20 protein-coding genes are annotated in these 22,417 nt (G+C 74.0%); 8 read left to right on the top strand and 12 right to left on the bottom strand.

Annotation, left to right across the window (positions count from 1 at the left end):
• Complete coding sequence (locus BMW85_RS25300) at positions 1-2,040, bottom strand: alpha-glucuronidase (protein WP_245775052.1); 2,040 nt, start codon at positions 2,038-2,040, stop codon at positions 1-3.
• Positions 2,041-2,150: 110 nt separating this feature from the next.
• On the opposite strand from BMW85_RS25300, the gene BMW85_RS25295 reads away from it, so the two are divergent.
• The gene (locus BMW85_RS25295) at positions 2,151-2,993 is read left to right on the top strand and encodes a sugar nucleotide-binding protein (protein WP_091085908.1); all 843 of its coding nucleotides are present in this window, start codon (positions 2,151-2,153) and stop codon (positions 2,991-2,993) included.
• On the opposite strand, the gene BMW85_RS25290 is transcribed toward BMW85_RS25295, so the two are convergent.
• Positions 2,974-3,609 carry a TetR/AcrR family transcriptional regulator gene (locus BMW85_RS25290; protein WP_091085907.1) on the bottom strand — a complete coding sequence of 212 codons (636 nt, stop codon included), beginning with the start codon at positions 3,607-3,609 and terminating at the stop codon, positions 2,974-2,976. The genes BMW85_RS25295 and BMW85_RS25290 overlap by 20 nt on opposite strands.
• 77 nt (positions 3,610-3,686) lie before the next feature.
• Here BMW85_RS25290 and BMW85_RS25285 point away from each other — a divergent pair, with 77 nt between their 5' ends.
• The gene (locus tag BMW85_RS25285) at positions 3,687-4,640 is read left to right on the top strand and encodes an NAD(P)-dependent alcohol dehydrogenase (RefSeq protein WP_091085905.1); all 954 of its coding nucleotides are present in this window, start codon (positions 3,687-3,689) and stop codon (positions 4,638-4,640) included.
• Between the two features lie 18 nt (positions 4,641-4,658).
• On the opposite strand, the gene BMW85_RS25280 is transcribed toward BMW85_RS25285, so the two are convergent.
• From BMW85_RS25280 to BMW85_RS25270, 3 genes are read right to left on the bottom strand one after another with little or no spacing between them, the layout of a single operon-like run.
• Positions 4,659-5,048 carry a hypothetical protein gene (locus tag BMW85_RS25280; RefSeq protein WP_091085902.1) on the bottom strand — a complete coding sequence of 130 codons (390 nt, stop codon included), beginning with the start codon at positions 5,046-5,048 and terminating at the stop codon, positions 4,659-4,661.
• A complete protein-coding gene (locus BMW85_RS25275) occupies positions 5,045-6,436 on the bottom strand; it encodes a DUF8832 domain-containing protein (RefSeq protein WP_091085900.1) in 1,392 nt (463 codons plus the stop codon). Before BMW85_RS25275 ends, BMW85_RS25280 begins: the two co-directional genes overlap by 4 nt.
• Positions 6,433-7,542 carry a hypothetical protein gene (locus BMW85_RS25270; protein ID WP_245775050.1) on the bottom strand — a complete coding sequence of 370 codons (1,110 nt, stop codon included), beginning with the start codon at positions 7,540-7,542 and terminating at the stop codon, positions 6,433-6,435. Before BMW85_RS25270 ends, BMW85_RS25275 begins: the two co-directional genes overlap by 4 nt.
• Before the next feature lie 276 nt (positions 7,543-7,818).
• Between BMW85_RS25270 and BMW85_RS25265 the strand changes: the two genes are divergently transcribed.
• Positions 7,819-9,132 carry an FAD-binding oxidoreductase gene (locus tag BMW85_RS25265; protein ID WP_091085895.1) on the top strand — a complete coding sequence of 438 codons (1,314 nt, stop codon included), beginning with the start codon at positions 7,819-7,821 and terminating at the stop codon, positions 9,130-9,132.
• 37 nt (positions 9,133-9,169) lie between these two features.
• Here the strand turns inward: BMW85_RS25265 and BMW85_RS25260 are convergent, their stop codons facing one another.
• From BMW85_RS25260 to BMW85_RS25245, 4 genes are all read right to left on the bottom strand, one after another.
• Entirely contained in the window at positions 9,170-9,910 is a 741-nt protein-coding gene (locus tag BMW85_RS25260) for an MgtC/SapB family protein (RefSeq protein WP_091085893.1), read from the bottom strand.
• A 30-nt stretch (positions 9,911-9,940) separates the two neighbouring features.
• The gene (locus BMW85_RS25255) at positions 9,941-12,082 is read right to left on the bottom strand and encodes a SpoIIE family protein phosphatase (RefSeq protein WP_091085891.1); all 2,142 of its coding nucleotides are present in this window, start codon (positions 12,080-12,082) and stop codon (positions 9,941-9,943) included.
• Between the two features lie 104 nt (positions 12,083-12,186).
• Complete coding sequence (locus tag BMW85_RS25250; protein ID WP_091085889.1) at positions 12,187-13,206, bottom strand: LacI family DNA-binding transcriptional regulator; 1,020 nt, start codon at positions 13,204-13,206, stop codon at positions 12,187-12,189.
• 79 nt (positions 13,207-13,285) lie between these two features.
• Positions 13,286-13,870 (bottom strand): hemerythrin domain-containing protein, encoded by a 585-nt coding sequence (locus tag BMW85_RS25245; protein ID WP_245775049.1) that lies wholly within the window; start codon positions 13,868-13,870, stop codon positions 13,286-13,288.
• Between the two features lie 149 nt (positions 13,871-14,019).
• Between BMW85_RS25245 and BMW85_RS25240 the strand changes: the two genes are divergently transcribed.
• On the top strand, positions 14,020-14,481 hold the full coding sequence (locus BMW85_RS25240; protein ID WP_091085886.1) for a DUF6789 family protein: 462 nt from the start codon (positions 14,020-14,022) through the stop codon (positions 14,479-14,481).
• 29 nt (positions 14,482-14,510) lie between these two features.
• On the opposite strand, the gene BMW85_RS25235 is transcribed toward BMW85_RS25240, so the two are convergent.
• Positions 14,511-14,765, bottom strand: a complete 255-nt coding sequence (locus tag BMW85_RS25235; protein ID WP_091085884.1) for a hypothetical protein — start codon at positions 14,763-14,765, stop codon at positions 14,511-14,513.
• Positions 14,766-14,992: 227 nt separating this feature from the next.
• Between BMW85_RS25235 and BMW85_RS25230 the strand changes: the two genes are divergently transcribed.
• On the top strand, positions 14,993-15,865 hold the full coding sequence (locus tag BMW85_RS25230) for an aldo/keto reductase (RefSeq protein ID WP_091085882.1): 873 nt from the start codon (positions 14,993-14,995) through the stop codon (positions 15,863-15,865).
• Positions 15,866-15,887: 22 nt separating this feature from the next.
• Here the strand turns inward: BMW85_RS25230 and BMW85_RS25225 are convergent, their stop codons facing one another.
• Positions 15,888-17,591 carry a SpoIIE family protein phosphatase gene (locus BMW85_RS25225; protein ID WP_091085879.1) on the bottom strand — a complete coding sequence of 568 codons (1,704 nt, stop codon included), beginning with the start codon at positions 17,589-17,591 and terminating at the stop codon, positions 15,888-15,890.
• 305 nt (positions 17,592-17,896) lie between these two features.
• On the opposite strand from BMW85_RS25225, the gene BMW85_RS25220 reads away from it, so the two are divergent.
• Positions 17,897-19,132, top strand: a complete 1,236-nt coding sequence (locus BMW85_RS25220; RefSeq protein ID WP_091085876.1) for an MFS transporter — start codon at positions 17,897-17,899, stop codon at positions 19,130-19,132.
• A gap of 11 nt (positions 19,133-19,143) precedes the next feature.
• On the opposite strand, the gene BMW85_RS25215 is transcribed toward BMW85_RS25220, so the two are convergent.
• Entirely contained in the window at positions 19,144-19,662 is a 519-nt protein-coding gene (locus BMW85_RS25215; RefSeq protein WP_091085873.1) for a pyridoxamine 5'-phosphate oxidase family protein, read from the bottom strand.
• A 154-nt stretch (positions 19,663-19,816) separates the two neighbouring features.
• Here BMW85_RS25215 and BMW85_RS25210 point away from each other — a divergent pair, with 154 nt between their 5' ends.
• Positions 19,817-20,707, top strand: a complete 891-nt coding sequence (locus tag BMW85_RS25210) for a glycoside hydrolase family 16 protein (RefSeq protein ID WP_091085871.1) — start codon at positions 19,817-19,819, stop codon at positions 20,705-20,707.
• Positions 20,708-20,863: 156 nt separating this feature from the next.
• On the top strand, positions 20,864-22,363 hold the full coding sequence (locus BMW85_RS25205) for a M28 family peptidase (RefSeq protein ID WP_091085869.1): 1,500 nt from the start codon (positions 20,864-20,866) through the stop codon (positions 22,361-22,363).
• Positions 22,364-22,417: the final 54 nt, after the last annotated feature.

The raw sequence follows: 22,417 nt of genomic DNA, 5'->3' as shown, positions 1-22,417 counted from the left end.
TCAGTGGATGCGCCGGCCGTAGGCGTCCGGCACGCCCGACTTGCGGAAGAAGTAGGTGTTGACCTGGTCGCGCCACTCCTCGGCGGAGCGCTGCTGCTCGGCCAGCAGCTCCGCGACGCGGGCGTGGTAGGCCGGGTCCACCAGACCCGAGCCGTGCAGCTTGTCCCAGCGCGCCCGCATCGCGGACACCTCCTCGACCCCGGCGAAGTGCGTGTCGTAGATGTGCTGGATCACCGTGGAGCCGCCGCGCAGCACGTGCCCGTACGGGACGTGGTGGAAGAAGAGCAGCAGCTCGTCCGGGCAACGCTCCAGGGACTCGTACACGTCGGACCACGGCCGTGGGTACTGGCCGGTGAAGCCGGTGCCCGTGGCCCGGGTGCGGTCCACGCCGACGCCGTCGCGGTCGGCGAAGTGGTAGGTGCCCCACGGGGTGTACTCGTAGCCGTCCACGTCCGGGCCGTAGTGGTGGCCGGGGCGGACCATGAAGCCGACGCCCAGCGGGGCCGTGTAGCGCTCGTACGTCCGCCACGACCCGTCCATGATCGCGTGCAGGGTGCCGCGCAGCCCGTCCGCGGCGCCGGGGAACGTCAGGTCCGCCCACTCGTCCAGGATCGTGGCCGGGTCCAGGCGGGGGTCCCAGGCGAGCCGGCCGAAGGCGTACAGGTTGGCCTGGGCCAGGGGATGGCCGGTCCAGTAGGGGTCGTCGCCCGCGTTGGAGACGGCGACCAGCCCGCCCCCGCCCACCGCCACGTCCGCGACCGAGCGGCCCTCCTCGCCCCAGGGGCGGAAGGCCAGCAGCTCACTCCACATCGGCGCCAGGTAGCACACGTGCCGCTGCTGGCCGGTGTACTCCTGCGTCACCTGGAGCTCCACCGCCAGCTTCGTGGCCGGCATGGCGGCGATCACCGGCGAGACCGGCTCACGCGGCTGGAAGTCCATGGGGCCGTGCTTCACCTGGAGGATCACGTTCTGCGCGAACCGCCCGTCGAGCGGGGCGAAGTGGTCGCAGGCGGCGCGGGCGCGGTCGGTGGAGCGGTCGCGCCAGTCCTGGCGGTGGTCGTAGACGAACGCCCGCCAGTGCACCACCCCGCCGTGCGGGGCCAGCGCGGCGGCGAGGACGCCCGCTCCGTCGGCGTGGCTGCGCCCGTACGCGAACGGCCCCGGCTGCCCCTCGGAGTCGGCCTTCACCACGAATCCGCCGAAGTCCGGCACCGCCGCGTACACCCGGTCGGCGGCGTCCGCCCACCACCGCCGCACCTCCTCCTCCAGCGGGTCGGCGGTGGGCAGGCCGCCGAGGACGACGGGGGAGGCGAAGCCGACCGACACGTGCGCGCGGATCCCGTACGGGCGCAGCTCGGCGGCGATCGCGGCCACCTCGTCCAGGCGGTCGGTCAGCAGGCGGGCCTCGGTGGCGTGCACGTTCACGTTGTTGATCGCGACGGCGTTGATCCCGGCGGCGGCCAGCAGCCGGGCGTAGGCCCGCACCCGCGTCAGGTCCTCGCGCAGCTCCCCGTCGCGCCAGAACAGCGAGCCGCCCGCGTAGCCGCGCTCCACCTGGCCCATCACCGGGTGCACGGCGATGTTGTCCCAGTGGTCGAGCATGCGCCGGGCCGCGGCGGGCGCGTGCCGCTCGACCGGCCGGTCCGCGGGCGCGAACGCCGCCTCGCCCAGGCGTACCAGGTGGAACAGCCCGTACAGCAGCCCGGCGGGCGCGTCGGCGACGACGACGGTGACGCCGTCGCGGCGGGCCAGGGCGTACCCCTCCGCGCCGGTGGGCCCGGCCTCGGCGGCGACCGCCCGCGCCGGCTCCGGCAGCCCGTCCGCGCCGCTCAGCGCGAGCACACAGCCGGCCCCCTCACGACCGGCCTGCCCGCCGCCCTGCCCGCCGCCGTGGCGGGCGTGTGCCGCCGCCACCTCCTCGCGGACCGTGTCCACCAGCGCGCCCTCGCCCAGCACGAGGACCCGGCGCGAGCCGATCGCCTGGAACGCCTCCGGCGGCAGCCACGCCGGATGCACGCCGGTCAGCTGGGGAACGGTCACGGGACTCCTCCGGATGACGACCACGTTGATCACTCCGAATCTACCGAAAAGGGATCCCCCTGGCAGTAACCTGCCGACGTGCGGGCACCGGCCGATCGAGGGAGGCGCGGGTGAGAGTCACCGTCGTCGGTGGCGGCGGGTTCCTCGGCGGCGAGCTCGTCCGGCAGGCCGCCGCGGCCGGTCACCGGGTGGCCGCCACCTGCTTCAGCCGGCCAGGGCGGGCGGCGGCCGAGTGGCGGACGCTCGACGTCCGCGACCGCGCCGCCGTGGCCGCCGTGCTCGCGGCGCTGCGCCCCGACGTCGTCGTCAACGCCGCCTACCGGCAGGACGACTGGGCCACGACGGCGACCGGCGCCGCCCACGTGGCGCTCGCCTGCGCCGCGCAGGGGGCCCGCCTGGTCCACGTGTCGAGCGACGCCGTCTTCTCGGGCGGCGCGGTCACCTACGCCGAGGACGCCGAGCCCGACCCGATCTCCCCGTACGGCGCCGCCAAGGCGGCGGCCGAGGTGGCCGTGCGGGCCGTCGACCCGGCGGCGGCGGTCGTCCGCACGTCCCTGATCATCGGCGACGGCGGCTCGCCCCAGGAGGCCCGGGTGCACGCCCTGGCCACGGGTCGGGCGGACGGCGTGCTGTTCACCGACGACGTACGCTGCCCCGTGCACGTCCGCGACCTCGCCGCGGCCCTGCTGGAACTGGCCGCGTCCGGGTCCGCCGGCGTCCACCACGTGGCCGGCCCGGACGCCGTGAGCCGCCACGAGCTCGGCTGCCTGATCGCCCGGCGCGACGGGCTCGACCCGGCCCGGCTGCCGGCCGGCCTGCGCGCCGGGTCGGGCGTGCCCGGCCCCGCCGACGTGCGCCTCGACTGCACGGCCACGCGGCGGCTGCTGCGCACCAGGCTGCGTGGTGTCCGCGAGTTCCTCCGCGAGAGGGCTCCTAGCGGGCCGGCGGGCTGATCAGCTTGTCGAGGGTGAGCGGCGGCGCCGGCGGCAACGGCTCGGCGTGCTCGGCGCGGAACGACTGCAGCAGGTAGGCCACCAGCCGCCGCGACGCCGCCGCGGCCTCCTCCTCGGGCCCGGTGGCGATCGCGCAGTTGGCCTTGAGCAGCAGCATCAGGTCGGCCATCGCGAAGTCGGCGCGCAGCCGCCCGGCCGCCTTGGCCCGGCGTACGACCTCGCCGAAGCCCTCCTCGACGCGCGTGCGCGCACGCTCGTAGTCGACCGCCTCGGGGAACGCCGTCAGGAACGCCTCGGTGAAGCCCCGGTCGGTGACCTGCATCGCGCACACCTTCTCGATCGCCGCGCGGAACCCGTGCCAGGGGTCGGGGTCGGCCAGCGCCTCGTCCACCATGGACGCGCACACGGTCAGCTCGTCGGCGAACACCTCCGTGATCAGCGACTCCCGTGAGGGGAAGCGCCGGTAGAGCGTCGCCATGCCCACCCCGGCCCGCCGCGCGACGGCCGCCATCGGCACGCCGAGCCCGCGCGTGGCGAACGCCTCCCTGGCGGCGTCGAGGATGCGCTGCCGGTTGTCCCGCGCGTCCGCCCGCAAGTGAGAGGGATGACCAGGCATGTTTCTCACCTTAACGTAAGTGGACAGCGGTATCCATTTAGTCGGCTAGCGTCCCCTCCATGGACACAGCGAGTGAGATGCGCGCGGCCCTGTTCGACCGGTACGGGCCCCCGGAAGTGCTCTACGTGGGCACGGTCCCGCGACCGGTCCCGGCTCCGGGCGAGGTGCTGGTACGCGTGCGCGCCGTCAGCGTCAACGGCGGCGAGCTGCACGGCCGGGCCGGCCGGCTGCGGGCGGTGACCGGGCTGATGGGCCGCGGCTTCCCGAAGCGCATCGGCCTCGACCTCGCAGGGGAGGTCGTCGCCGTCACCCCCGGCGTACGCGGGCCCAAGGTGGGCGACCTGGTCTGGGGCGGGCCGGGACGCGCGTTCGGCAGCGCCGCCGAGTACGTCGCCATCCGCCCCCGCCACCTGTCCCCGGCCCCGGCCGGCCTCGACCCGGCCGAGGCCGCGGCCCTGGTCGTCGGCACCACGGCGATCACCGCCCTGCGCGACAAGGCGCGGCTCCAGCCGGGCGAGCGCCTGCTCGTACGCGGCGGCAGCGGCGGCGTGGGCGTCGTCGCGGTGCAGCTCGGCCGGGCGCTCGGCGCCCACGTCACCGCCCTGGCCGGAGCACGCAACCTCGATCTCGTACGCGAGCTCGGCGCGCACGAGGCCCACGACTACCGCACCACGGACCCGGCGGACCTGGCGCCGTTCGACGTCGTCATGGACACGGTGGGCACCGAGCACCCCGCCTACCGCCGCCTCCTCACGCCGCGCGGCCGCATGGTGGCGATCGCCTTCGACCTCGACCGGGCCGCCGCGTCGCTGGCGTACGTCGTGCTCTCCGCCGCGCACGGCCGGCGGCGGGTGCGCCTCTTCAGCGGGACCCAGGACCACCGGCTCCTCGCCGACCTCGCCCGCTACGTCGAGTCCGGCGCGATCCGCCCGGTCGTGGACACGGTGTACCCGCTGGCGGACATCGCGAAGGCGCACCGGGCGCTGGAGACGGGCGGCGTGCGCGGCAAGGTCGTCGTCCGGCTGGACTGAGCCGGCGCGCCGGAGGGCTCAGCCGGTGACGAGCGCGTTGACGACCAGGGTCTCCTCGCCCGCCGCGCCGTTCACCCGCAGCGACACCTCCCAGGCGCCGCTCATCGGGAACAGCTCGCCCTCGGCGACGAAACGGCCCGGAGCCGTCGCGCGGGCGGACAGCTCCGACGTGGCGTGGCCCATGCCGGTCATGACCGCCGAGACCGCCACCGTGTAGGCGTCGCCGGAGGTCACCCCGACCTCGACGGTGATCGGGCCGATCGTGGGCCGGTCGATGACGACCGTGGCGGCGTAGCGGGCGCCCGCGACCGACGCGCGCAGCGGCTCGGCCGCCATGCTGCGGCCCACGACGAAGATCAGCACGGCGGCCGCGACGAGGGCGGCGGCGATCAGGGCCCGCCGCCTCATCGCCCGTTCTCCTGCGCGCTCACCTCGACCGTGAACGGCACGGTCACGATGCGGTCGGCCAGCGCGTACTGGACCCAGGCCAGGTAGCTTCCCTCGGCCGGGAAGCTGAAGGTGAAGCGCAGCCGCCGGGAGCCCGGCGAGCCCATCTCGTGCACGTGGCCGAGGAAGGAGCCGTCGCGGTCGCGGACGATCAGGTGACCGGCCATGCCCAGCCAGGGCCGCACCGGGCCGGCCGTGTCCATCTCGATCGTCGCCGGCCGCCCGGCCACCGGAACGGCGGGCGCCAGCACCGGCAAGCCCCCACCCGTCCCCGCGTCACCGCCCGTGCCGGCGCTCGCCTGGCCGCCCATTCCGTCGCCGGTGTCGCCTGTGCCGCTGTCAGCACCGCCTGTGCCGTCGCCGGTGGCGCGCTGGGTGCCAGGGCCGTGCACGTCGAAGCTCGCCGCCAGCAGCTGGCCGCCGGAGTCCTCGCGTTCCAGCTCGGCGTGCGCCAGGTAACGGCCCGGCCGGTCGGCGCGCAGCCGGACCTCCAGCCGCCCGGGACCGGTGCGCAGCGGGTGGACGTGCCGGAAGTAGCGCCCGTCCTCGCTGGTGACGACCAGGTGGGCGAGCGCCTCGTGGTGGGCGGTCAGGTCGTCCACCGGCCGCCCGGTGGAGCCGTCCACCAGATCCACCCGCAACGTGAACTCCTCTCCCGCGACCGGCCGCGCCGGCACCGTCGCCACCCGTTCCTGCACGTACGGCCGCCCGCCCCCGGCCAGGGCGGTGACCTGCGGCGCGGCCCCGTCGGGCGGCCCCGCCGGCACCATCGGCTCGAACACGACCACCATCGCCGCCACCGTCACCCCCGCCGCGGCCCCGGCCGCCACCGCCATCGCCGGCCCCGGCCTGGCCAGGGCCCCGGTGAGCAGCCCGCCCACCAGCAGCACCCCGGCCACGAAGAACCCGCCGTAGATCAGGAGCTCCGCCCCCGACCCCCGCTCCACCAGGACCCGGAACGGCACCACGGCGCTCTCGCCGCCCGCGCGCAAGGTGAGCACGTGCGGCCCGGTCCGCTCCACCCGCAGCTCCGCGTAACGCGGGTCGGCCGACGCCAGCGCCTCGCCCGTCACCGTGCGCCCGTCCTCGGCCGAACGCACCTCCAGGGCGACCGGCAGGCCGGTGACCGGCTGGTAGGCGATGATCCCGATCCGCAGCGGGCCGGGCACCCGCGTGGTGCCCTTGACCACGACCGTGAGCTCCGTGCCCGCGATCGTCTGCGCGAGGCGCAGGTCCGCCCCGGCCGAGACGTTGTGCGCCGCGGCCGGGGACGCTCCCAGTGACAACAGGGCCGTCAGCAGGGCCGCCAGGAGGAGCGCGGCGAGTGCGAGCAGCCGGGCGGGCCTCATGCCTTCTCTGCGCCGCCCTCTGTGCTGACGACCGCGCCGGCGGAGGCGGGGGCGGTCGCGTTCGGCAGGAACAGCACGCCCAGCACCAGCCCGATCAGCCCGGCCACGATCGGCGCGCCGGTCCACAGCTCCGGCACGGCCGGGAGGCCGCCGCCCGCCGCCGAGGCAGCCCCGATGTAGAGCGACCACGTGGCGAGACCCGACAGCCCCGCGAACGCCCAGTACGCCCGCCGCCGCGCCGCCGACGGCCGCAGCCACCGGATCAGCAGGTCGCCCACCAGGCCCCCGCCCACCACGGCCAGCAGCACCGGCAGGTTCCCGAACTCGGTCTGCGCGCCCGACATCAGGACGCCCACCGCGTACATGAGGGTCATCGCGCCGAAGGGCAGCTCCCAGCGGCGCAGGAGCAGCAGCACGGGAGCCAGCAGGATGACGTTGCTGATGACCATCGCGGTCGCGAGCCGCTCAGCGCCGCCGTCGTCCATGATCGAGAACGCCTCGACGATGCGGGCGGGCCGCCACTGCATGGCGTCGCCGTACGACAGGAACAACGACACCAGCGTGGTCGCGAACGCGAGCCCCACCAGCGCGGGCAGCAGCCGTCCGAGTGACGGGCGCGGGCCCACGTCGGGGGCGTTCCAGGCGGAGCGGAGCGGCGTGGTGATGATGAGCAGCATCGTCGTGATCAGTCCCAGGTGCGACGGGCTGAACAGGATGTCCACGGTCGTCTCGATGCCGAGCAGCGTGTGCCACATCATGTCGGCGAAGCCGAACGCGGCGAACGCCGGAATCGCCACCAGCCCCGCCAGATATCCGCGCGGCACGGCGGCGAGGCCCTGACGGCCCGCGCGGACGTTGCGCCACGCCTGCCACACCATCCAGCCCGACACCGCCGCGAATCCCGAATAGAAAACCGCGTGCCAGGGGGTGAAGAACGTCTCCAGCTCGCCGTCGAGATTGGTGTGCGCCCAGGCGTCGATCATCAGGCCGATGCCGAACCACACGCCCAGCAGCGCCGTGACGAGGTCCGTCCGTGGCCTCACCCAGTCCCGGGGCTCGCCGGTGTCCACGAGCAGGCGTCGTAAACCGACATTCGCCAATGCCATCACAAAAAGCCTCCCTTCGCTGCCTTCGATCCTTCCAGACGCCGCCGAAAGACGAGCGGCCGAATTTAATTCCGCAAGTGACATCGCGTCATCCCGGAATTGCTTTGCGTGGAAATGACGCGAAGTGTTTTCGCCGGATGACGGAACGTCGATTTCCGGACCGTTCCCATCGTTGCGGATGTGACACATGTCACCCGATGGGGCGTCACGTCCGCGCCTCGCTGATCGTCCAACTGACGACCTCCGGACGGGGGCGAGCTGAAGGAGTGATGGGGAATGACGCACACCGAGTTGCGCGCGGTCGCCGCGGGCCGGGTTCTGCTGCCCGGCGACGACGGGTTCGAGCAGGCGTCCAGGCCGTGGAACCTGTCGGTGGAGCAGCGGGTGGCCGCCGTGGTCGAGGCGGCGGACGCCGCCGACGTGGCCGCGACGGTCGCGTACGCGCGCCGCGCCGGGATCGCCGTGGCCGCCCAGCCGAGCGGGCACGGAGCCTCCGGCGACGCCGACGGCGTGATCCTGCTGCGTACCGGCGCGCTGGACGAGGTCAGCGTGGATCCGGAGGCGCGCACCGCCCGCGTCGGCGCGGGCGCGAAGTGGGGCGAGGTGCTGGCGGCGGCCGGCCCGTACGGACTCACCGGCCTGGCCGGCAGCAGCCCCGTGGTCAGCGTGACCGGCTACACCCTCGGCGGCGGCCTGAGCTGGTTCGGCCGCCGGCACGGTTTCGCCGCCGACAGCGTGCGCGCCTTCGACGTGGTGACCGCCGACGGCGAGCCGGCCCGCGTCACCGCGGACTCCGACCCCGACCTGTTCTGGGCGCTGCGCGGCGGCGGCGGCGACTTCGCGCTGGTCACGGCCGTCGAGTTCGACCTGTACCCGGCGCCCGCCCTGTACGGCGGCCGCATGCTGTGGCAGGGCCACCGCGCCCGCGAGGTGTTCGACGCCTTCCTGGAGCTCACCGCCGGGGCGCCGGACGAGCTGACCGCCTGGTTCGACCGGGTGCGGTTCCCGCAGGCCCCGCCCATGGTCGGGATCGACACCGCCTTCCTCGGCGACGAGGCCGAGGGCCGGGCGCTGCTGGCCCGCCTCGACCGGATCGGCGACCTGGTCGTGGACACGCGGGGGCCGGTCGCGGTGGCCGACCTGGGCGGCATCGCCGACGACCCCACCGATCCCTCGCCCGGCCGCGGGCGCACCGAACTGCTCACCGCCGTGGACGAGGTGACCGCCAAGGTGCTGGCGGAGGAGCCGGTCGAGCCGATGTTCGGGCTGCAGGTCAGGCACCTCGGCGGCGCGCTGGCCGCCGAGCGTCCCGGCGCGGGGCCGAGCGGGCCGGTCGCGGAGCCGTACCTGGTCTACATGTTCGGGCCGGCGGCCGACCCCGCGCAGGCGGCGGCCGTCGGCGCCCGGCAGGCCGCGCTCGCCGAGGAGCTGGGCGAGGCGGTGAGCGGGCGCAAGCCGTACACGATGCTGGGCCGCGGCGAGCGGGCCGAGCAGGCGTTCCCCGCGGCGACGCTGGCCCGGCTGCGGGGGATCAAGCGTGCCCGCGACCCGCACGGCGTGCTGCGCGCGAACTACCCCGTCCTGGGGTAACCGACGACCCTCTGACCCCTCCGGAACCCCGGAGGGGTCAGAGGGTCGTCCCCTCGATCTCGGCGCTCGACACGCCGCGGACGCCCTCGACCTCCGCCAGCTCCGTGATGAGCGGGCCGATCGCGCCCGAGCCCTGCACGACCAGCCAGATCGAGATGACGTGCGGGTCCCGGCCCTCGCGGTGGCGTTCCATGCTCAGCTCCGCGATGACGAACCCCCGCTCCGTGCAGATGGACAGCACCTGCCGCAGCGCGCCCCGGCGGTCCAGGTACGTCACGCGCAGCCGCGCCTGGCTGTAACGCGAGCGCGCCAGCCGCGCCTCCAGCGGCGGGAAGCCGAACGCCACGAGGAAGTAACCGGCGGTCACCACGACGGCCAGCAGCCACAGACCTGCTCCGGCGGCCATGCCCACCGCGCAGGTCAGCCAGACCACCGCGGCCGTGGTCAGGCCGCGCACCGCGTCGCGCCGGACGAAGATCAGACCGCCGCCGATGAAGCCGATCCCGGACACGATCTGCGCGGCCACCCGCGAAGGGTCCAGCGTGACGTGCTCGCCGAGGACGTCGGAGAAGCCGTACTTGGACACGATCACGATCAGCGCCGAGGCGAAGCCGACCACCGTGTGCGTACGCAGCCCGGCGCTCTTCTGACGGACCTCCCGCTCCAGCCCGATCAGCGCGGACAGCAGCAGGGCCAGGGCCAGCTCACCCAGCTGGATCCAGCCCTGTCCGGCGAACCATTCCGTGGCGCCGGCCGCCCCCACGCCGACCATTCCCATCCGGGCAGATCTCCCCGCGACCGGCCCCGCTCACACCCCGGAGCGGAGGGCGTCAGGGGGCGCGGAGCTGCGCAGGAGCAGCAGGGCGCTGTCGTCAGTGCGCCGCTCCTCCTCGCCGGACGCCGCGATGAGCTCGTCCGCCAGCTCGTCCAGGGAGTGGCAGGGGGTGGGCGCGAACCGGGCGGCCAGGGCGGCGATGCCGTCGTTCAGATCGCCGCCTGGCACCTCCACGAGGCCGTCGGTGTAGAGGGCGAGGGTCGCGCCGGGCGGCACGTTCACGGTCGTGGTGACGTACTCGGCGTCAGGGTCGATGCCGAGCAGCAGGCCGGAGGAGGGGTCGATGATCTCGGCGGGCCCGCCGGGCAGGCCGAGCACCGGCGGCAGGTGCCCGGCGCTGGCCAGGAGGGCGACCCGGCGGCGCAGGTCGAAGGCGACGTACAGGCAGCTCGTGAAACGTTCGGGGGTCTGCGCGGTGAGCAGCCGGTTGGTGCGCGCGAGCACCTCTCCCGGGCTCGCGCCGGCGGCGGCGTGGGCGCGGATGGCGGTGCGGGCCTGGCCCATCAGCGCGGCGGCGGTCATGTCGTGGCCCTGGACGTCGCCGATGACCGCCGCGGCCGTGGAGTCGTCGAGCCGGATCAGGTCGTAGAAGTCGCCGCCGATGTCCATGCCGGGCGTCAGCGGGACGTAGCGGGCGGCCACCTCCAGGCCGGGGAACTCGGGCAGGTCCTTCGGCAGCAGGCTCGACTGGAGGGACTGGGCGAGCTGGTGCTTGTGGTCGTACAGCCAGGCCCGCTCGAACGCCTGGGTGACCAGCCCGCCGAGCGCGCTCAGCATGGCCCGTTCCTCCGCGCCGAACTCGTGCGGGCGGTCCCAAGCCAGCAGGCACGTGCCGATCGAGCGGCCCAGCGCCACGAGGGGCAGCGTCGTCCAGGCGTTCATGCCGCCGGTGGGCTCGACGTCGGGATGGGCCGCGTGGAGCTCGTCCGCGCTCCCGTAGAACGCCGGCGCCGCCTCGTCGCCGTCGTGGTGCTCGTGCTCCACGCCGATCGGCCGCCCGTTGAACGACTCCAGGGCCTCCGCGTCGTAGCCGAGCGCGGCCACCACCCGCATCCGGCCGCTGTCCCAGGTCAGGATGGCCATCGCCTGCGCCTCGCAGGCCGGCAGGACCCGGTCGGCCACCAGGTCGACCACGTCCTGCGCGGTGGTCGCCCGGGCAAGGGCGGTGGCGAGGTGCAGGAGGTCGTGCAGCCCCGCCGCGCCGGTCCGGCCGCCGGTGTCCTCGACGGCGGGCCCGGGCTCGTCGGCGGGCGTGACCCGCAGCGTGACGCCGGGCAGGCTGGGATAGCACCGGAACGACAGCAGCCGCCCGTCGGGCCTGCGGGCGGTGAACGCCGTGGGCCGGTGGCTGAGGATCGCCGACCGGTAGCCTTCCTCGTGGACGGGGTCGTCCAGCCAGGGCAACGCCTTGCAGAAGCGTCTGCCGATCATCTCCGACGGCCGGCAGGCGAGCAGTTCGGCCGCCGCCGCCGTCACGAGCGTCACCTGGCCGTGCGCGTCCAGATGGCAGTAGCCCTCCGGCAGGCTGCTGAGGCAGCTGATCGCGGTCAGCCCGGCGTACGGGCCGGGCGGGTGCGCCCGGACCGGGTTCAGCACCCGGGGCAGCGGATGCGGCACGATCGGCTGGCCGCGCGCGTGCGCCTGCTGGAGCAGGTGTCCCATCCTGGCGCCGACGTCGTCGAGCACGTCGCGCAGGCGCAGGGGGAGCTCGCTCTCGCCACCGGTCGGCCAGCCCACGATCAGACTGCCCCACGCGGTCCCGTCGGCGCACAGCGGGACGGCGGCCAGGCCGAAATGGTAGGGCAGCGCCAGCGCCGCCGCCGGGAAGGCGCGTGCCAGGGCCACCCGGTCGCCGAGCCAGACCAGCCGCCGCTCGCGCACGGCGAGCGCGACGGGCGCGCGGTCGCTCGTCCTGAGCCGCGCCCAGACCCTGGCGGTGGTGGCCGGCACCCCGACCGAGGCTTCCATGCTCAGCAGCTCGTCGCCGGGATCCAGGACGTAGACGGCGCCCAGGTGGGCCCCGACGCTGAACACGGCCTCGATCAGCAGGTCGTCCAGGCGGGACGACGCGATCGCCGCGCCCGGGATCGAACCGCTGTCACCCGGCCGCACCATGGCTCGTCCGGCTCCACGTCATAGGGCCAGCCTACGGGCGGCCGGGTATCCGGCTCGTCAAGACCGCCCCAGGCCCGCTCCGGCGCCGGCCCCGCTCGCGCACGTCACCGGCGGGGTGGGGCGGTGCTCTCGCGGACGACCAGCTCGGTGGCGAGCTCGATGCGGCTCTGCGGCAGCGGCTCGCCGTGCGCGAGCGCCAGCAGCATGGTCGTGCCCGCCGCAGCCATGGCCGCGAGCGGCTGGCGGATCGTGGTGAGCGGCGGGAGGGCCCAGCGTACGGACGGCAGGTCGTCGAAGCCGACCACGCTCAGGTCGTCGGGGACGCGCAGGCCGAGCCGGTGGGCCGCGTGGTAGACGCCGATGGCCTGGCCGTCGTTCGTGGCGAAGATGGCCGTCGGCGGATCGGGCAGCCGCAGCAGGCGCTGCGCCGCCGCCAGGCCGCCCTCGATGAGGAAGTCGCCGCGGGCGACGAGGTCGGGATCGGCGGGAACGCCCGCCATGTCCAGTGCGGTGCGGTAGCCGTCCAGCCGGGCCCGGCCGGACAGCGCGTAGCCGGGGCCCGTGATGACGCCGATCCGGCGGTGCCCCAGCTCCAGCAGGTGGCGGGTGGCCGCCAGCCCGCCGTTCCAGTTGCCCGCGCTCACCGACGGGATCCCCCTGCCGGGGTCGTCGGCCGGGTCCAGCAGGACGAGGGGGATCTCACGCCGGGCGAGCCGCTCCCGCTGCGTCTCGTCGAGGCTGGAGAAGACCGCGAGCACGCCGACCCCGGCCGGGCGGCGGCGTAACACGCCCTCCAGCCAGCCCTGCTCCGCGGGGTCGCGGCGGTGCAGCTCCGACACCGCCACCGTGAGCTGGTGCTCGCGCGCCACCTCCTCGACGCCCTTGATGATCTCGACCGGGTAGTCGCCCTCCAGCGCGTGGAAGACCACCTCGACCACCCCGGCCGGCGCGGGCCGCCGGCGCTGCCTGCGGTAGCCGTGCCGCCGGATCAGGGCCTCGACGGCGGCGCGGGTCTCCGGCGAGACCTCGGCGCGGCCGTTGACGACCTTGGAGACCGTGGCGGTCGAGACCCCCGCCAGCTCGGCGAGTTGCGCGAGGGTGAGGGGGGTCGACTCTGCGGTCATGACCGAAGCATAGTCACGGGGGTCGCGGCGTGCGGCGCGGCGGTGATCTCCGTCGCGCCGCACGGCGGACGTCACCGGATCAGGGGTTCTTCCCCATCGCCTGGCGGATGACGTCGCGGACCCGGTCCATCATGGCGGCCGGGGTCCCCATGAGGATGTTCTTCTTCGCCGACTCCACGCCGGGGTGCGGGTGGGTGGGCGCCATGGCCTCGGCGGCCTTCACGCCCGCGGCCATCGCGCGCCGCTCGGCCTTGGTGGTGTGGGCGTACAGCTTGGTGAACTCGTAGCGTTCCTCGCTGCGCGCGTGCGCCTCGACCGCCGCCCGCAGCACGAGCAGGTTGTGCATGAAGTCGGGCGCGTCCGCCCCGGCCTGGTCCATCCGCTGCAGCAGCTCCTTGGCCTCGTGCTCCTCGGCCAGGCGGTCGTCCACGATGCCGTCGCCGCCCTCGAACGCGTGCCGCGCGCGCGGATGGACGATCTCCTCCTCGGCCGTCTCGTGCACGGCCAGCAGCCGTACGAGCCGGGTGAACGCCTCCGCCCGCCGGTCCGCGGACGCCTGCTCGACCTCGTCGAACAGGTTCCTGATCATGCCGTGCTGGGCCTGCAGCAACTCGATGACGTCCGCCTCGGCCATCTTCTCCGGCACGGTCTGCTGTGCTGTCATGATCGTCCTCTCTCGGTCACGCTCGGTGCCTACCCCTGGCTTTGCCGGCCACGCGGGGCATTACCAACTCCAGCCCCTCGACCTGCGGCAACGTCCTGCGGGTCGCGCAGACGGCGTTACCGTCGCGATCTGGCGGGCAACCGCCTTGCATGCTGCGCAACGTGATGAAGGGCGCTCTGGGCGGGACGGCCGCCACCGCCACGATGAGTCTGGTCATGATGGCCGGGAGCCGCATGGGGCTCATGCCGGACCAGCCACCCAAACGCATCGTCCGGGCGATGCTGCCGGGCCATCGGCACCGGCCCAAGCGGGGGGAGAGCGTGGCGGGGGCGCTCGCCCACTTCGGTTTCGGCATCACCGCCGGCTCCCTGTACGGGCTGCTGACCCGAGGACGGCACACCCCAGCGCCGCTCGGCGCCGGCTACGCGCTGGCGATCTGGTTCTCCAGCTATGAGGGCTGGGTCCCGCAGCTCGGCATCCTGCCGCCGGCCCGCCGGGACCGGCGTGGCCGCATGGCGGTCATGATCGCGGGACACCTGGTGTACGGCACGACGCTGGCCCTCACGCTGAACCGGCTCAACGCCCGCACCGCCGGCTCCGGACAGCCCTGACCGGCGCCCGCCCGGGCGGTGCCCGTATATCAGCCCAAGGACTGGACGCGGTACACCGCGTGCCCCCGGGCGCTGTTCGGGTCCTCCACGGCGGTGACCAGGCCGAGCGGGCCCATGAGCTCGTCCAGGGCGCGTGAGGCGCGTTCCCTGTCGAGCCCCGCCCGCCGGGCGATCTGCTCCAGGTCGCCCGGCCCGGCGGGGCCGCTCTCCAGATAGGAGACGGCCTGGAAGACGGCCGCCTGGTCGCCGTTCAGATCGGCGATGCCGTGATCGAGCTCGCTCATGGCGCTTCCCCTCCGCGTGCCGGCGCCGACGCCTGCGCACCTGCCCGGCGGCCGGGGACCGAACCCTCCGCCCGCGGGGCGGTCGGTACGGGACCGCCATCCGGGCAAAAGAATCCGAATATCGGCGATTTGTCCGCTTGTGGGGCATGAGGCGGGGCAGCGGAGCCCCGTGGCGCGACCGGGTACGCGATCCCGGCGCGCGGCTTTCCTGAGGAAAGGACTCCGCCATGACCACTGTGACGGCCGACGTCTCCGGACGGTTCGCGATCGACGGCACCCTCGGCGTCAACCGCCTCGGCTACGGCACGATGCAGCTCACCGGCCGGGGCGTCTGGGGGCCGCCGGCCGATCAGGACAACGCCGTACGGGTCCTGCGCCGGGCGGCGGAGCTCGGCGTGACCCTCTTCGACACCGCCGACTCCTACGGCCCGCTGGTCGCCGAGCCGCTGCTGCGCCGCGCCCTCGCCCCGTACGACGAGGACATCGTCATCGCCACCAAGGCGGGGCTGACCCGGCAGGGCCCGGACCGGTGGACACCCGTCGGCAGGCCCGCCTACCTGCGCCAGCAGTGCGAGATGAGCCTGCGCGTCCTCGGCCTCGACCGGATCGCGCTGTTCCAGCTGCACCGCGTCGACCCCGACGTGCCTCTGGAGGACCAGGTCGGCGAGCTGAAGGCGCTCAAGGACGAAGGGAAGATCGCGCACATCGGCCTGTCGGAGGTCAGCGTCCAGCAGATCGAGCAGGCCCGGGCCATCACCCCGATCGCCTCGGTGCAGAACCTGTACAACCTGGGCAACCGCTCCGCCGAGGACGTGCTCGACCACTGCGAACGCCACCAGATCGCGTTCATCCCCTGGTTCCCGCTGGCCACGGGCAGCCTCGCGAAGGCGGGCGGGCCGCTCGCGGACCTCGCCACCCGGCTGTCGGCCACGCCGTCGCAGCTCGCGCTCGCGTGGCTGCTGCGCCGCTCGCCCGTCATGCTGCCCATCCCCGGCACGTCGTCGGTCGAGCACCTGGAGCAGAACGTCGCCGCCGCGGGCCTGCGGCTCAGCGACGACGACGTCGCCGCGCTGACCTCGGCCGTCGCCAAGCCCGTCTGACAGCCCGCCGCCCGCCACCGGCTCAGGGGACGCGCAGCGCCAGCATGGCCACGTCGTCGTCGTTGTCCGCCGGCCGCACGCCTTCCAGCAACAGGTCGCAGAGGACGTCCAGCGGGCGGCGGGCGAGACCGGCGGCCCGCCGGCGCAGCCGCCCGAAGCTCTCGCCGAGGCCGTGCGCGCGGGACTCGACGAGCCCGTCGGTGTAGAACAGCAGGGCCGAGCCCCGCGGCAGCTCGATCACGGCGTCGGTGCGCGCCGGACGCAGCCCGGTGCCGAGCAGCGGACCGTGCCCCGCCTCCAGGAGACGGGTCCGCCCGTCGTCCTCGACGAGGAGCGGCGGGGGATGGCCGGCGTTGGCCCAGCGCAGCAGCCAGCGCCCGTCGTCGGTGTGCTCCAGGTGGGCGAGGACGACGGTGGCCATCGTGGTCTGCACCATCCGGGTCACCGCCAGGTCCAGCCGGCCCAGGATCGTGCTGGGCAGCTCCCGCTGGGCTCCGGCGTAGGCGCGCAGCATGTTGCAGATCTGCGCCATGCCGGCGGCGGCGTCGAGATCGTGGCCGACCACGTCGCCGATCACCAGCGCGGTGCCGCCGCCCGGCAGGTGGAAGGCGTCGTACCAGTCGCCGCCGACCTGCGAGGCGTGGGGCGCGGGGACGTAACGGGCGCTCATCTGCACGCCCGGCACGACCGGCAGCTGCGGCAGCAGGTGGCGCTGCATGGTCTCGGCCACCCGGCGCTGGCGCTCGTACAGGCGGGCGTTGTCCAGCGCCAGCCCGGCGCGGCGGGCGATGTCCTCGACCAGCAGCAGGTCGGTCGTGGTGAACGCGCCCGGCTGGTCGGCCCGCCCGAGGGTCAGCGCCCCCACCACCTCGCGCACCCCGCGGATCGGCACGATGCAGGCGGAGCGCATGCCGGTGGCGCGGAACAGCTCCCGCTGCGCGACCGCGATGCCGGAGTCGGGCGTCCTTCGGTAGGTCTCGGGGCCGGTCAGCGTCGCGGTGACGCCGCGCAGCGCCCGCGACAGTGGCATCGGCGACTCCTCCGGCACCTGCGGCATCGGCCCCTGGAGGTCCTCCCGGTGGATCACGACGCCGTTCTCGTGATGCGCCACCACGGCCCGCGACACGCCGCGGTGCTCGGTGAGCAGGTCCACCACCGCCCAGTCGGCCAGCAGCGGCACCGTGAGGCGGACGAGCCGGCGCAGCGTCTCCTCCACCTCCAGGCTGGCGGTGAGGGTCGTGGTCGTCTCCGCGAGCAGGGCCAGCCGGTCGAGCTCCGACATCGTGGACGACGCGCTCTCCGGCTCCCGTCTGGAGGGGTCGGCCGTCTCGGTCTCGTAGAAGATCACCAGCGAACCGGTGCGTCCCGGGCCGGCGTCGCACGGCGTGACCAGCCAGGAGACCGGCAGCAGAGTGCCGTCCCCGCGCTCGAACCACTCCAGCTCCCCCTGACCGCTGCTCCCGGCGAGAAGGGGCTGCCGCATCGCGCACCGGCTGCGGGGCACGCTCTCGCCGTGCCGGCCGCGATGCAGCAGGTCGTGGGCGTCCCGGCCGAGCAATTCGTCGGCGGTACGCCCGAGCAGGCGCTCCGCGAGGGCGCTGACCTCGATGATCTGGCCGCGATCGTCCACCAGGTAGGTGCCGGCCTGGCGCAGCTCGCCCAGCCCGTGAGGCCGCTCGCCCGCCGCCGCCCGGCACCGCCGCTCGTCGCCGTCGGGCGCTTCCATGCGAGGACTCCCTTCCCTCCGCCGCCTCCGGTCCGAGGGCTTGCCTATCATCCCCGGCCGTCCGGCGCACCCCGCCGCGATGATCGCCGGGCCCTGGCGGGACGATCGAGCACCGATCAGTACGCTCGTACACATGATGCCTGATGGGAACCAGGTCCTCGCCGGAACGGACGACCCCCGCACCAGCCGCCGGGACCGGTGACGCCCGAGCGGACCCGCCGCGCCGCCCACCGCGCCCCGGGCTGAGCCGCACCCCGCGCCGGGACCACCGCCCGCCCGCGCCCGCCACCGTGATCGGAGAGCCGATGCCCGCTGCCGCCCCTCCCTCCGCGCCCGCCCGCCACGCGCGCCAGGCCCGTGCCGCCGTCGCGGTGCTGTTCCTCACCAACGGAGCCGTGTTCTTCAACGTCGTCCCGCGCTATCCGCAGATCAAGGCCGAACTGGGCGTGAGCAACGCCGTCTTCGGCGGCGCGGTGGCCGGCTACTCGGTCGGCGCGCTGCTGGCCGGGCTGCTCGCCGGGGTGTTCGTGCGCCGGTTCGGCTCGGCCCGGGTGGCTGCGTTCGGGATCGTCATCACCACGCTCGCGACCCTGGCGATCCCGTTCGCGCCGAACTGGATCGCCTTCGGCGCCGCGCTGTTCGTCGTGGGCGCGCTCGACGCGGTCGTGGACGTCGCGCAGAACGCCCACGGCCTGCGGGTGCAACGGCTCTACCAGCGTTCCATACTCAACTCGCTGCACGGCGTGTGGAGCATCGGGGCGGTGCTCGGCGGCCTGATGGGCGCGGCCGCCGCCGGGCTGCGCCTGCCCCTGGCGTTGCATCTCGGGATCTCCGCCGCGCTGTTCAGCGTCGTCGCGGTCGTCGCCTACCGGTTCCTGCTGGCCGGCCCGGAGGACGCCGAACGCACCGCGGCGGCCACCACCGACGGCCACCCGGCCACCGCCGGCGGTGATCCGGTGGCTCCGGCCGGGCGGCGGTCGTTCGCGCGGCCGGCGGTGTGGATGCTCGCGGCGCTCGGCCTGCTGGCCGCGTGCGGCGCGCTCGTCGAGGACGCCGGAGCGTCCTGGGGAGCCCTCTACCTCACCGGCCTGCACGCCGACGCCGCCACCGCCGGCCTCGCCGTCGTGGCCTTCCAGACCGCCATGACCGTCGGCCGCCTGTCCGGAGACCGCGTGGTGGACCGGTTCGGCCAGCGGACGGTGACCCGCGTGGGCGGCCTCCTCGCCGCCGCCGGGATGGGCGCCGCGCTGGCCGTGCCGTCCGTCCCGTCGGCGCTGGCCGGGTTCGTCCTCGCCGGGCTCGGCACGGCCACCCTCGTGCCCGCCGCCATGCACTCCGCCGACGAACTGCCCGGCCTGCCCTCCGGCACCGGCCTGACCGTCGTGAGCTGGCTGCTGCGCGGCGGGTTCCTGCTGTCGCCGCTGCTCGTCGGGTTCGTCGCCGACCTCGTCAGCCTGCGCGCCGGCCTGCTGTCGGTGGTCCTCGCCGGGCTCCTCACCTTCGTCCTGGCGCGCGTCCTGGTGAACGACCCCGGACGCTAGGACCCCGGACGCTACGACTCGGTCAACATGGCGAAGTCGGGGGCGTACACCGTCATCCAGTGCGGGCGCAGCCGGTAGTAGACCACCTCCTTCTCCCAGTCGAAGGCGGCGGCGCCGTAGAAGTCCTTGAAGTACGCGAGCAGCTCCGGCCAGTCCGGGTGCGGCTCGCCGTCCAGGGGGTTGAGGACCTCCACGGTGCCGTGCGTGAACACGCCCAGGTCCTCCCCGCGCAGGTGCGCGACGCTGGCGGCGGGACGCGCGGCGAGGTGGCGGGCCTTGGCGGCGTCGCGCGCCGTGCCGAAGTGCCATCTGCCGTGCAGGAAGTGCCCGTCCACGCCGCTGATCCGCGGCTCGCCCTTCGCCGTCACGGTCGACAGGGCGAGCGTGCGCATGCCGGTCAGGACCTGGGTGAGCTGCTCGGCGGTGAGCGTGTGCTCGGAGACGATGGAGCGGAGGTGCGAGGTGGAGCGGGAGAGCGAGGCGTCGAGGAGGGACTGCAGCCGCTTCAGCTCTTCTGGTGTCTCGTGCATCGAGGTCCTTGGTTCGGTGGTGTTTCGCGAAGGCATCACCTTTCCGGAAAAACCCGACACCTACTGGCATGTTTTCCCGATTGCCAAGATCCGCACACTTTGTCAGGAGCGGATGTGATGTAGTGATCTTCGTCCGTACCGCAGAAAGGACCACATGCCCGAGGAATCGATCAACCGGCGCAGGCTCATCACCTTGGGTTCGGCGGCGGCCGCGAGCGGCCTGTTAGGTCTGTCGCTCGTCCCGGCCGAGGCTCGGGCGGCGTCCCAAGCCGCCACGCGCGCCCGCCGTGCCGCGGCGACGTGGGAGAACCTCGTTGAGAAGTCCTCCTTCGCCAGCGCCACGGCTTTCGCCCAGGAATGGAACTACGGCTATCCCTGGGGGAACGTCCACAACGGCGCCGCCAAGATGCTGACCAGCAAGGTCTCGCTCTCCGGCGGCGTGCTCACCCTCACGGCCACCCGGCTCGCCCAGCCCGACGGACAGAGCGCGAGCCCGCCGCACGCACCGCTCTGGTACCAGTCCGGCGCCGTGCACGCCAAGGAGCAGATCCTCGTCAACGACCAGTTCCCCGAGTACGACATCGAGGGCGAGTTCCGTACGCAGACCGGACAGGGCATCTGGCCCGCCTTCTGGACCACCGGCATCGCGCCGAACTGGCCCCCGGAGAGCGACATACTCGAGTACGTCGGCGACTCCACGAACCTGTTCAACACCTGGACCAAGGAGGCCGGCGAGAACGACCCCGCCGAGCGCACGCCGATCAGCGGCCACAACCCCGACGCCTGGCACAAGTACCGGCTCTGGATGGAGAAGGACGGCAACGACGTCCTGCTCGACTACTACTTCGACGGCGTGTGGCAGGCGTCCCACCGGGGCGTGGGCTGGGCCGGCATCCCGCAGTACCTGATCATCAACCTGCAGATGGGGTCCTGGGCCTCCGGGATCGAGCCGGGCCACGCGCTCTGGAGCCAGCAGCCCGGCCCCTCCGGCAACACCTACTTCCGGGCCCGCAACGTGTGGTTCGGCCGCACGCGGGCCTGGTGACGCCGGCGTCCGTCCGGTGAGCTGACGATCGTCCCGGCCCGCACCGCCGGGCCGGGACGAGATCGGGTCTAGGCGACTTCCCTGCGCGCCATTACGTTCCTTACAGCACCATCTCGGGGGAATTGTCTCGTCCCGTCAGATCCCCAGAGGAATGGCATGAGATCACGTCTGCTCGCCGCACTCACCACCGTGACCCTGGCCTTGGCCGGCGCCCTCACCGTCGCGCCCGCGCCGGCCTCGGCGGCGCTCGCCGTGCCCGACATCCCGCTGGCCGGCGTCAAAGCGCACCTGACCCAGTTACAGAGCATCGCCACCGCCAACGGCGGCAACCGCGCCCACGGCCGGCCCGGCTACCTCGCCTCGGCCAACTACGTCAAAGGCCGCCTCGACGCCGCCGGGTTCACCACCACCCTCCAGTCCTTCACCTACAACGGCGCCACCGGCTACAACGTGATCGCCGACTGGCCCGGCGGCGACGCGAACGACGTCCTCATGATCGGCGCCCACCTCGACAGCGTGACGGCGGGTCCCGGCATCAACGACAACGGCTCCGGCAGCGCCGCGATCCTGGAGACCGCGCTGGAGGTCTCCCGGCAGGCGCTCCAGCCCACCAAGCACCTGCGCTTCGCCTGGTGGGGCGCCGAGGAGCTGGGACTGCGCGGCTCGCAGTTCTACGTCACCAACCTGGCCGCGACCGAACGCGCCAAGATCAAGGGGTACCTCAACTTCGACATGGTCGGCTCGCCCAACGCCGGCTACTTCATCTACGACGGCGACAACTCCGACGGGGTCGGCTCCGGCCCAGGCCCGGCCGGCTCCGCCCAGCTCGAACGGGTCCTGCAGGACTACTTCACCTCGATCGGCGTGCCCACGCGCGGCACCGACTTCGACGGCCGCTCGGACTACGGCCCGTTCATCTCCCAGGGCATCCCGGCCGGCGGCACCTTCACCGGCGCGGAGGGCATCAAGAGCAGCGCCCAGGCGCAGCTGTGGGGCGGCACGGCGGGTCAGGCCTTCGACCCGTGCTACCACCGCTCCTGCGACACGACGGCCAACATCAGCGACACCGCGCTCGACCGCAACGCCGACGCGATCGCGTACGCGGTCTGGACCCTCGGCACCGCCGTGCCGCCCACCGTGGTCTGGTCGGACGACTTCGAGACCGACCGGGGCTGGACGACCGTGGCCGGCACCGCCACGAGCGGCCTGTGGGAGCGGGGAGACCCGGAGGCCACCACCTCCAGCGGCGCCAAGCAGCTCGGCACCACGGTCAGCGGCGTCAACGACCTGGTCACCGGCAGGCTGGCCGGAGCGTCGGCCGGCGACCACGACGTGGACGGGGGCCTGACGTCGATCCAGTCGCCGCCGATCACGCTGCCGGCCGGGGCGCCGAAGCTGTCGTTCTCCTGGTATCTCGCGCACGGCAGCAACTCCTCCAGCGCCGACTACCTGCGGGTCAAGGTGGTCGGAAGCACGACGAGCACCGTGTTCCAGCAGCTCGGCGCGGCCAGCGACCGTGACGGCGCATGGGCGGTCGCGACCGTCGACGTGTCCGCGTTCGCGGGCCAGACCGTACGGGTGCTCGTCGAGGCGGCAGACGCCTCGACCGCGAGCCTGGTGGAGGCGGCCGTCGACGACGTGAAGATTCTCCAGTAGCGAGGGCCGGCGGGGGCCGCGCGCCCCCGCCGGATTGCCCTTCATATAGCCGTA

The organism is Nonomuraea wenchangensis, from assembly GCF_900111685.1.
Taxonomy (GTDB): Bacteria; Actinomycetota; Actinomycetes; order Streptosporangiales; family Streptosporangiaceae; genus Nonomuraea; species Nonomuraea wenchangensis.
The sequence above is the reverse complement of the archived record's forward strand: the minus strand, read 5'-3'. Positions and strand labels throughout refer to the sequence as shown.

What these genes read in the sequence shown, in the direction of transcription:
- BMW85_RS25225 (WP_091085879.1), bottom strand. Translation starts at nt 17,591, where the DNA reads ATGGAAGCGCCCGACGGCGACGAGCGGCGGTGCCGGGCGGCGGCGGGC.
- BMW85_RS25290 (WP_091085907.1), bottom strand. Translation starts at nt 3,609, where the DNA reads ATGCCTGGTCATCCCTCTCACTTGCGGGCGGACGCGCGGGACAACCGG.
- BMW85_RS25275 (WP_091085900.1), bottom strand. Translation starts at nt 6,436, where the DNA reads ATGAGGCCCGCCCGGCTGCTCGCACTCGCCGCGCTCCTCCTGGCGGCC.
- BMW85_RS25240 (WP_091085886.1), top strand. Translation starts at nt 14,020, where the DNA reads ATGCTGCGCAACGTGATGAAGGGCGCTCTGGGCGGGACGGCCGCCACC.
- BMW85_RS25270 (WP_245775050.1), bottom strand. Translation starts at nt 7,542, where the DNA reads ATGGCATTGGCGAATGTCGGTTTACGACGCCTGCTCGTGGACACCGGC.
- BMW85_RS25265 (WP_091085895.1), top strand. Translation starts at nt 7,819, where the DNA reads ATGACGCACACCGAGTTGCGCGCGGTCGCCGCGGGCCGGGTTCTGCTG.
- BMW85_RS25255 (WP_091085891.1), bottom strand. Translation starts at nt 12,082, where the DNA reads ATGGTGCGGCCGGGTGACAGCGGTTCGATCCCGGGCGCGGCGATCGCG.
- BMW85_RS25210 (WP_091085871.1), top strand. Translation starts at nt 19,817, where the DNA reads ATGCCCGAGGAATCGATCAACCGGCGCAGGCTCATCACCTTGGGTTCG.
- BMW85_RS25285 (WP_091085905.1), top strand. Translation starts at nt 3,687, where the DNA reads ATGCGCGCGGCCCTGTTCGACCGGTACGGGCCCCCGGAAGTGCTCTAC.
- BMW85_RS25235 (WP_091085884.1), bottom strand. Translation starts at nt 14,765, where the DNA reads ATGAGCGAGCTCGATCACGGCATCGCCGATCTGAACGGCGACCAGGCG.
- BMW85_RS25220 (WP_091085876.1), top strand. Translation starts at nt 17,897, where the DNA reads ATGCCCGCTGCCGCCCCTCCCTCCGCGCCCGCCCGCCACGCGCGCCAG.
- BMW85_RS25250 (WP_091085889.1), bottom strand. Translation starts at nt 13,206, where the DNA reads ATGACCGCAGAGTCGACCCCCCTCACCCTCGCGCAACTCGCCGAGCTG.
- BMW85_RS25260 (WP_091085893.1), bottom strand. Translation starts at nt 9,910, where the DNA reads ATGGGAATGGTCGGCGTGGGGGCGGCCGGCGCCACGGAATGGTTCGCC.
- BMW85_RS25230 (WP_091085882.1), top strand. Translation starts at nt 14,993, where the DNA reads ATGACCACTGTGACGGCCGACGTCTCCGGACGGTTCGCGATCGACGGC.
- BMW85_RS25205 (WP_091085869.1), top strand. Translation starts at nt 20,864, where the DNA reads ATGAGATCACGTCTGCTCGCCGCACTCACCACCGTGACCCTGGCCTTG.
- BMW85_RS25215 (WP_091085873.1), bottom strand. Translation starts at nt 19,662, where the DNA reads ATGCACGAGACACCAGAAGAGCTGAAGCGGCTGCAGTCCCTCCTCGAC.
- BMW85_RS25280 (WP_091085902.1), bottom strand. Translation starts at nt 5,048, where the DNA reads ATGAGGCGGCGGGCCCTGATCGCCGCCGCCCTCGTCGCGGCCGCCGTG.
- BMW85_RS25245 (WP_245775049.1), bottom strand. Translation starts at nt 13,870, where the DNA reads ATGACAGCACAGCAGACCGTGCCGGAGAAGATGGCCGAGGCGGACGTC.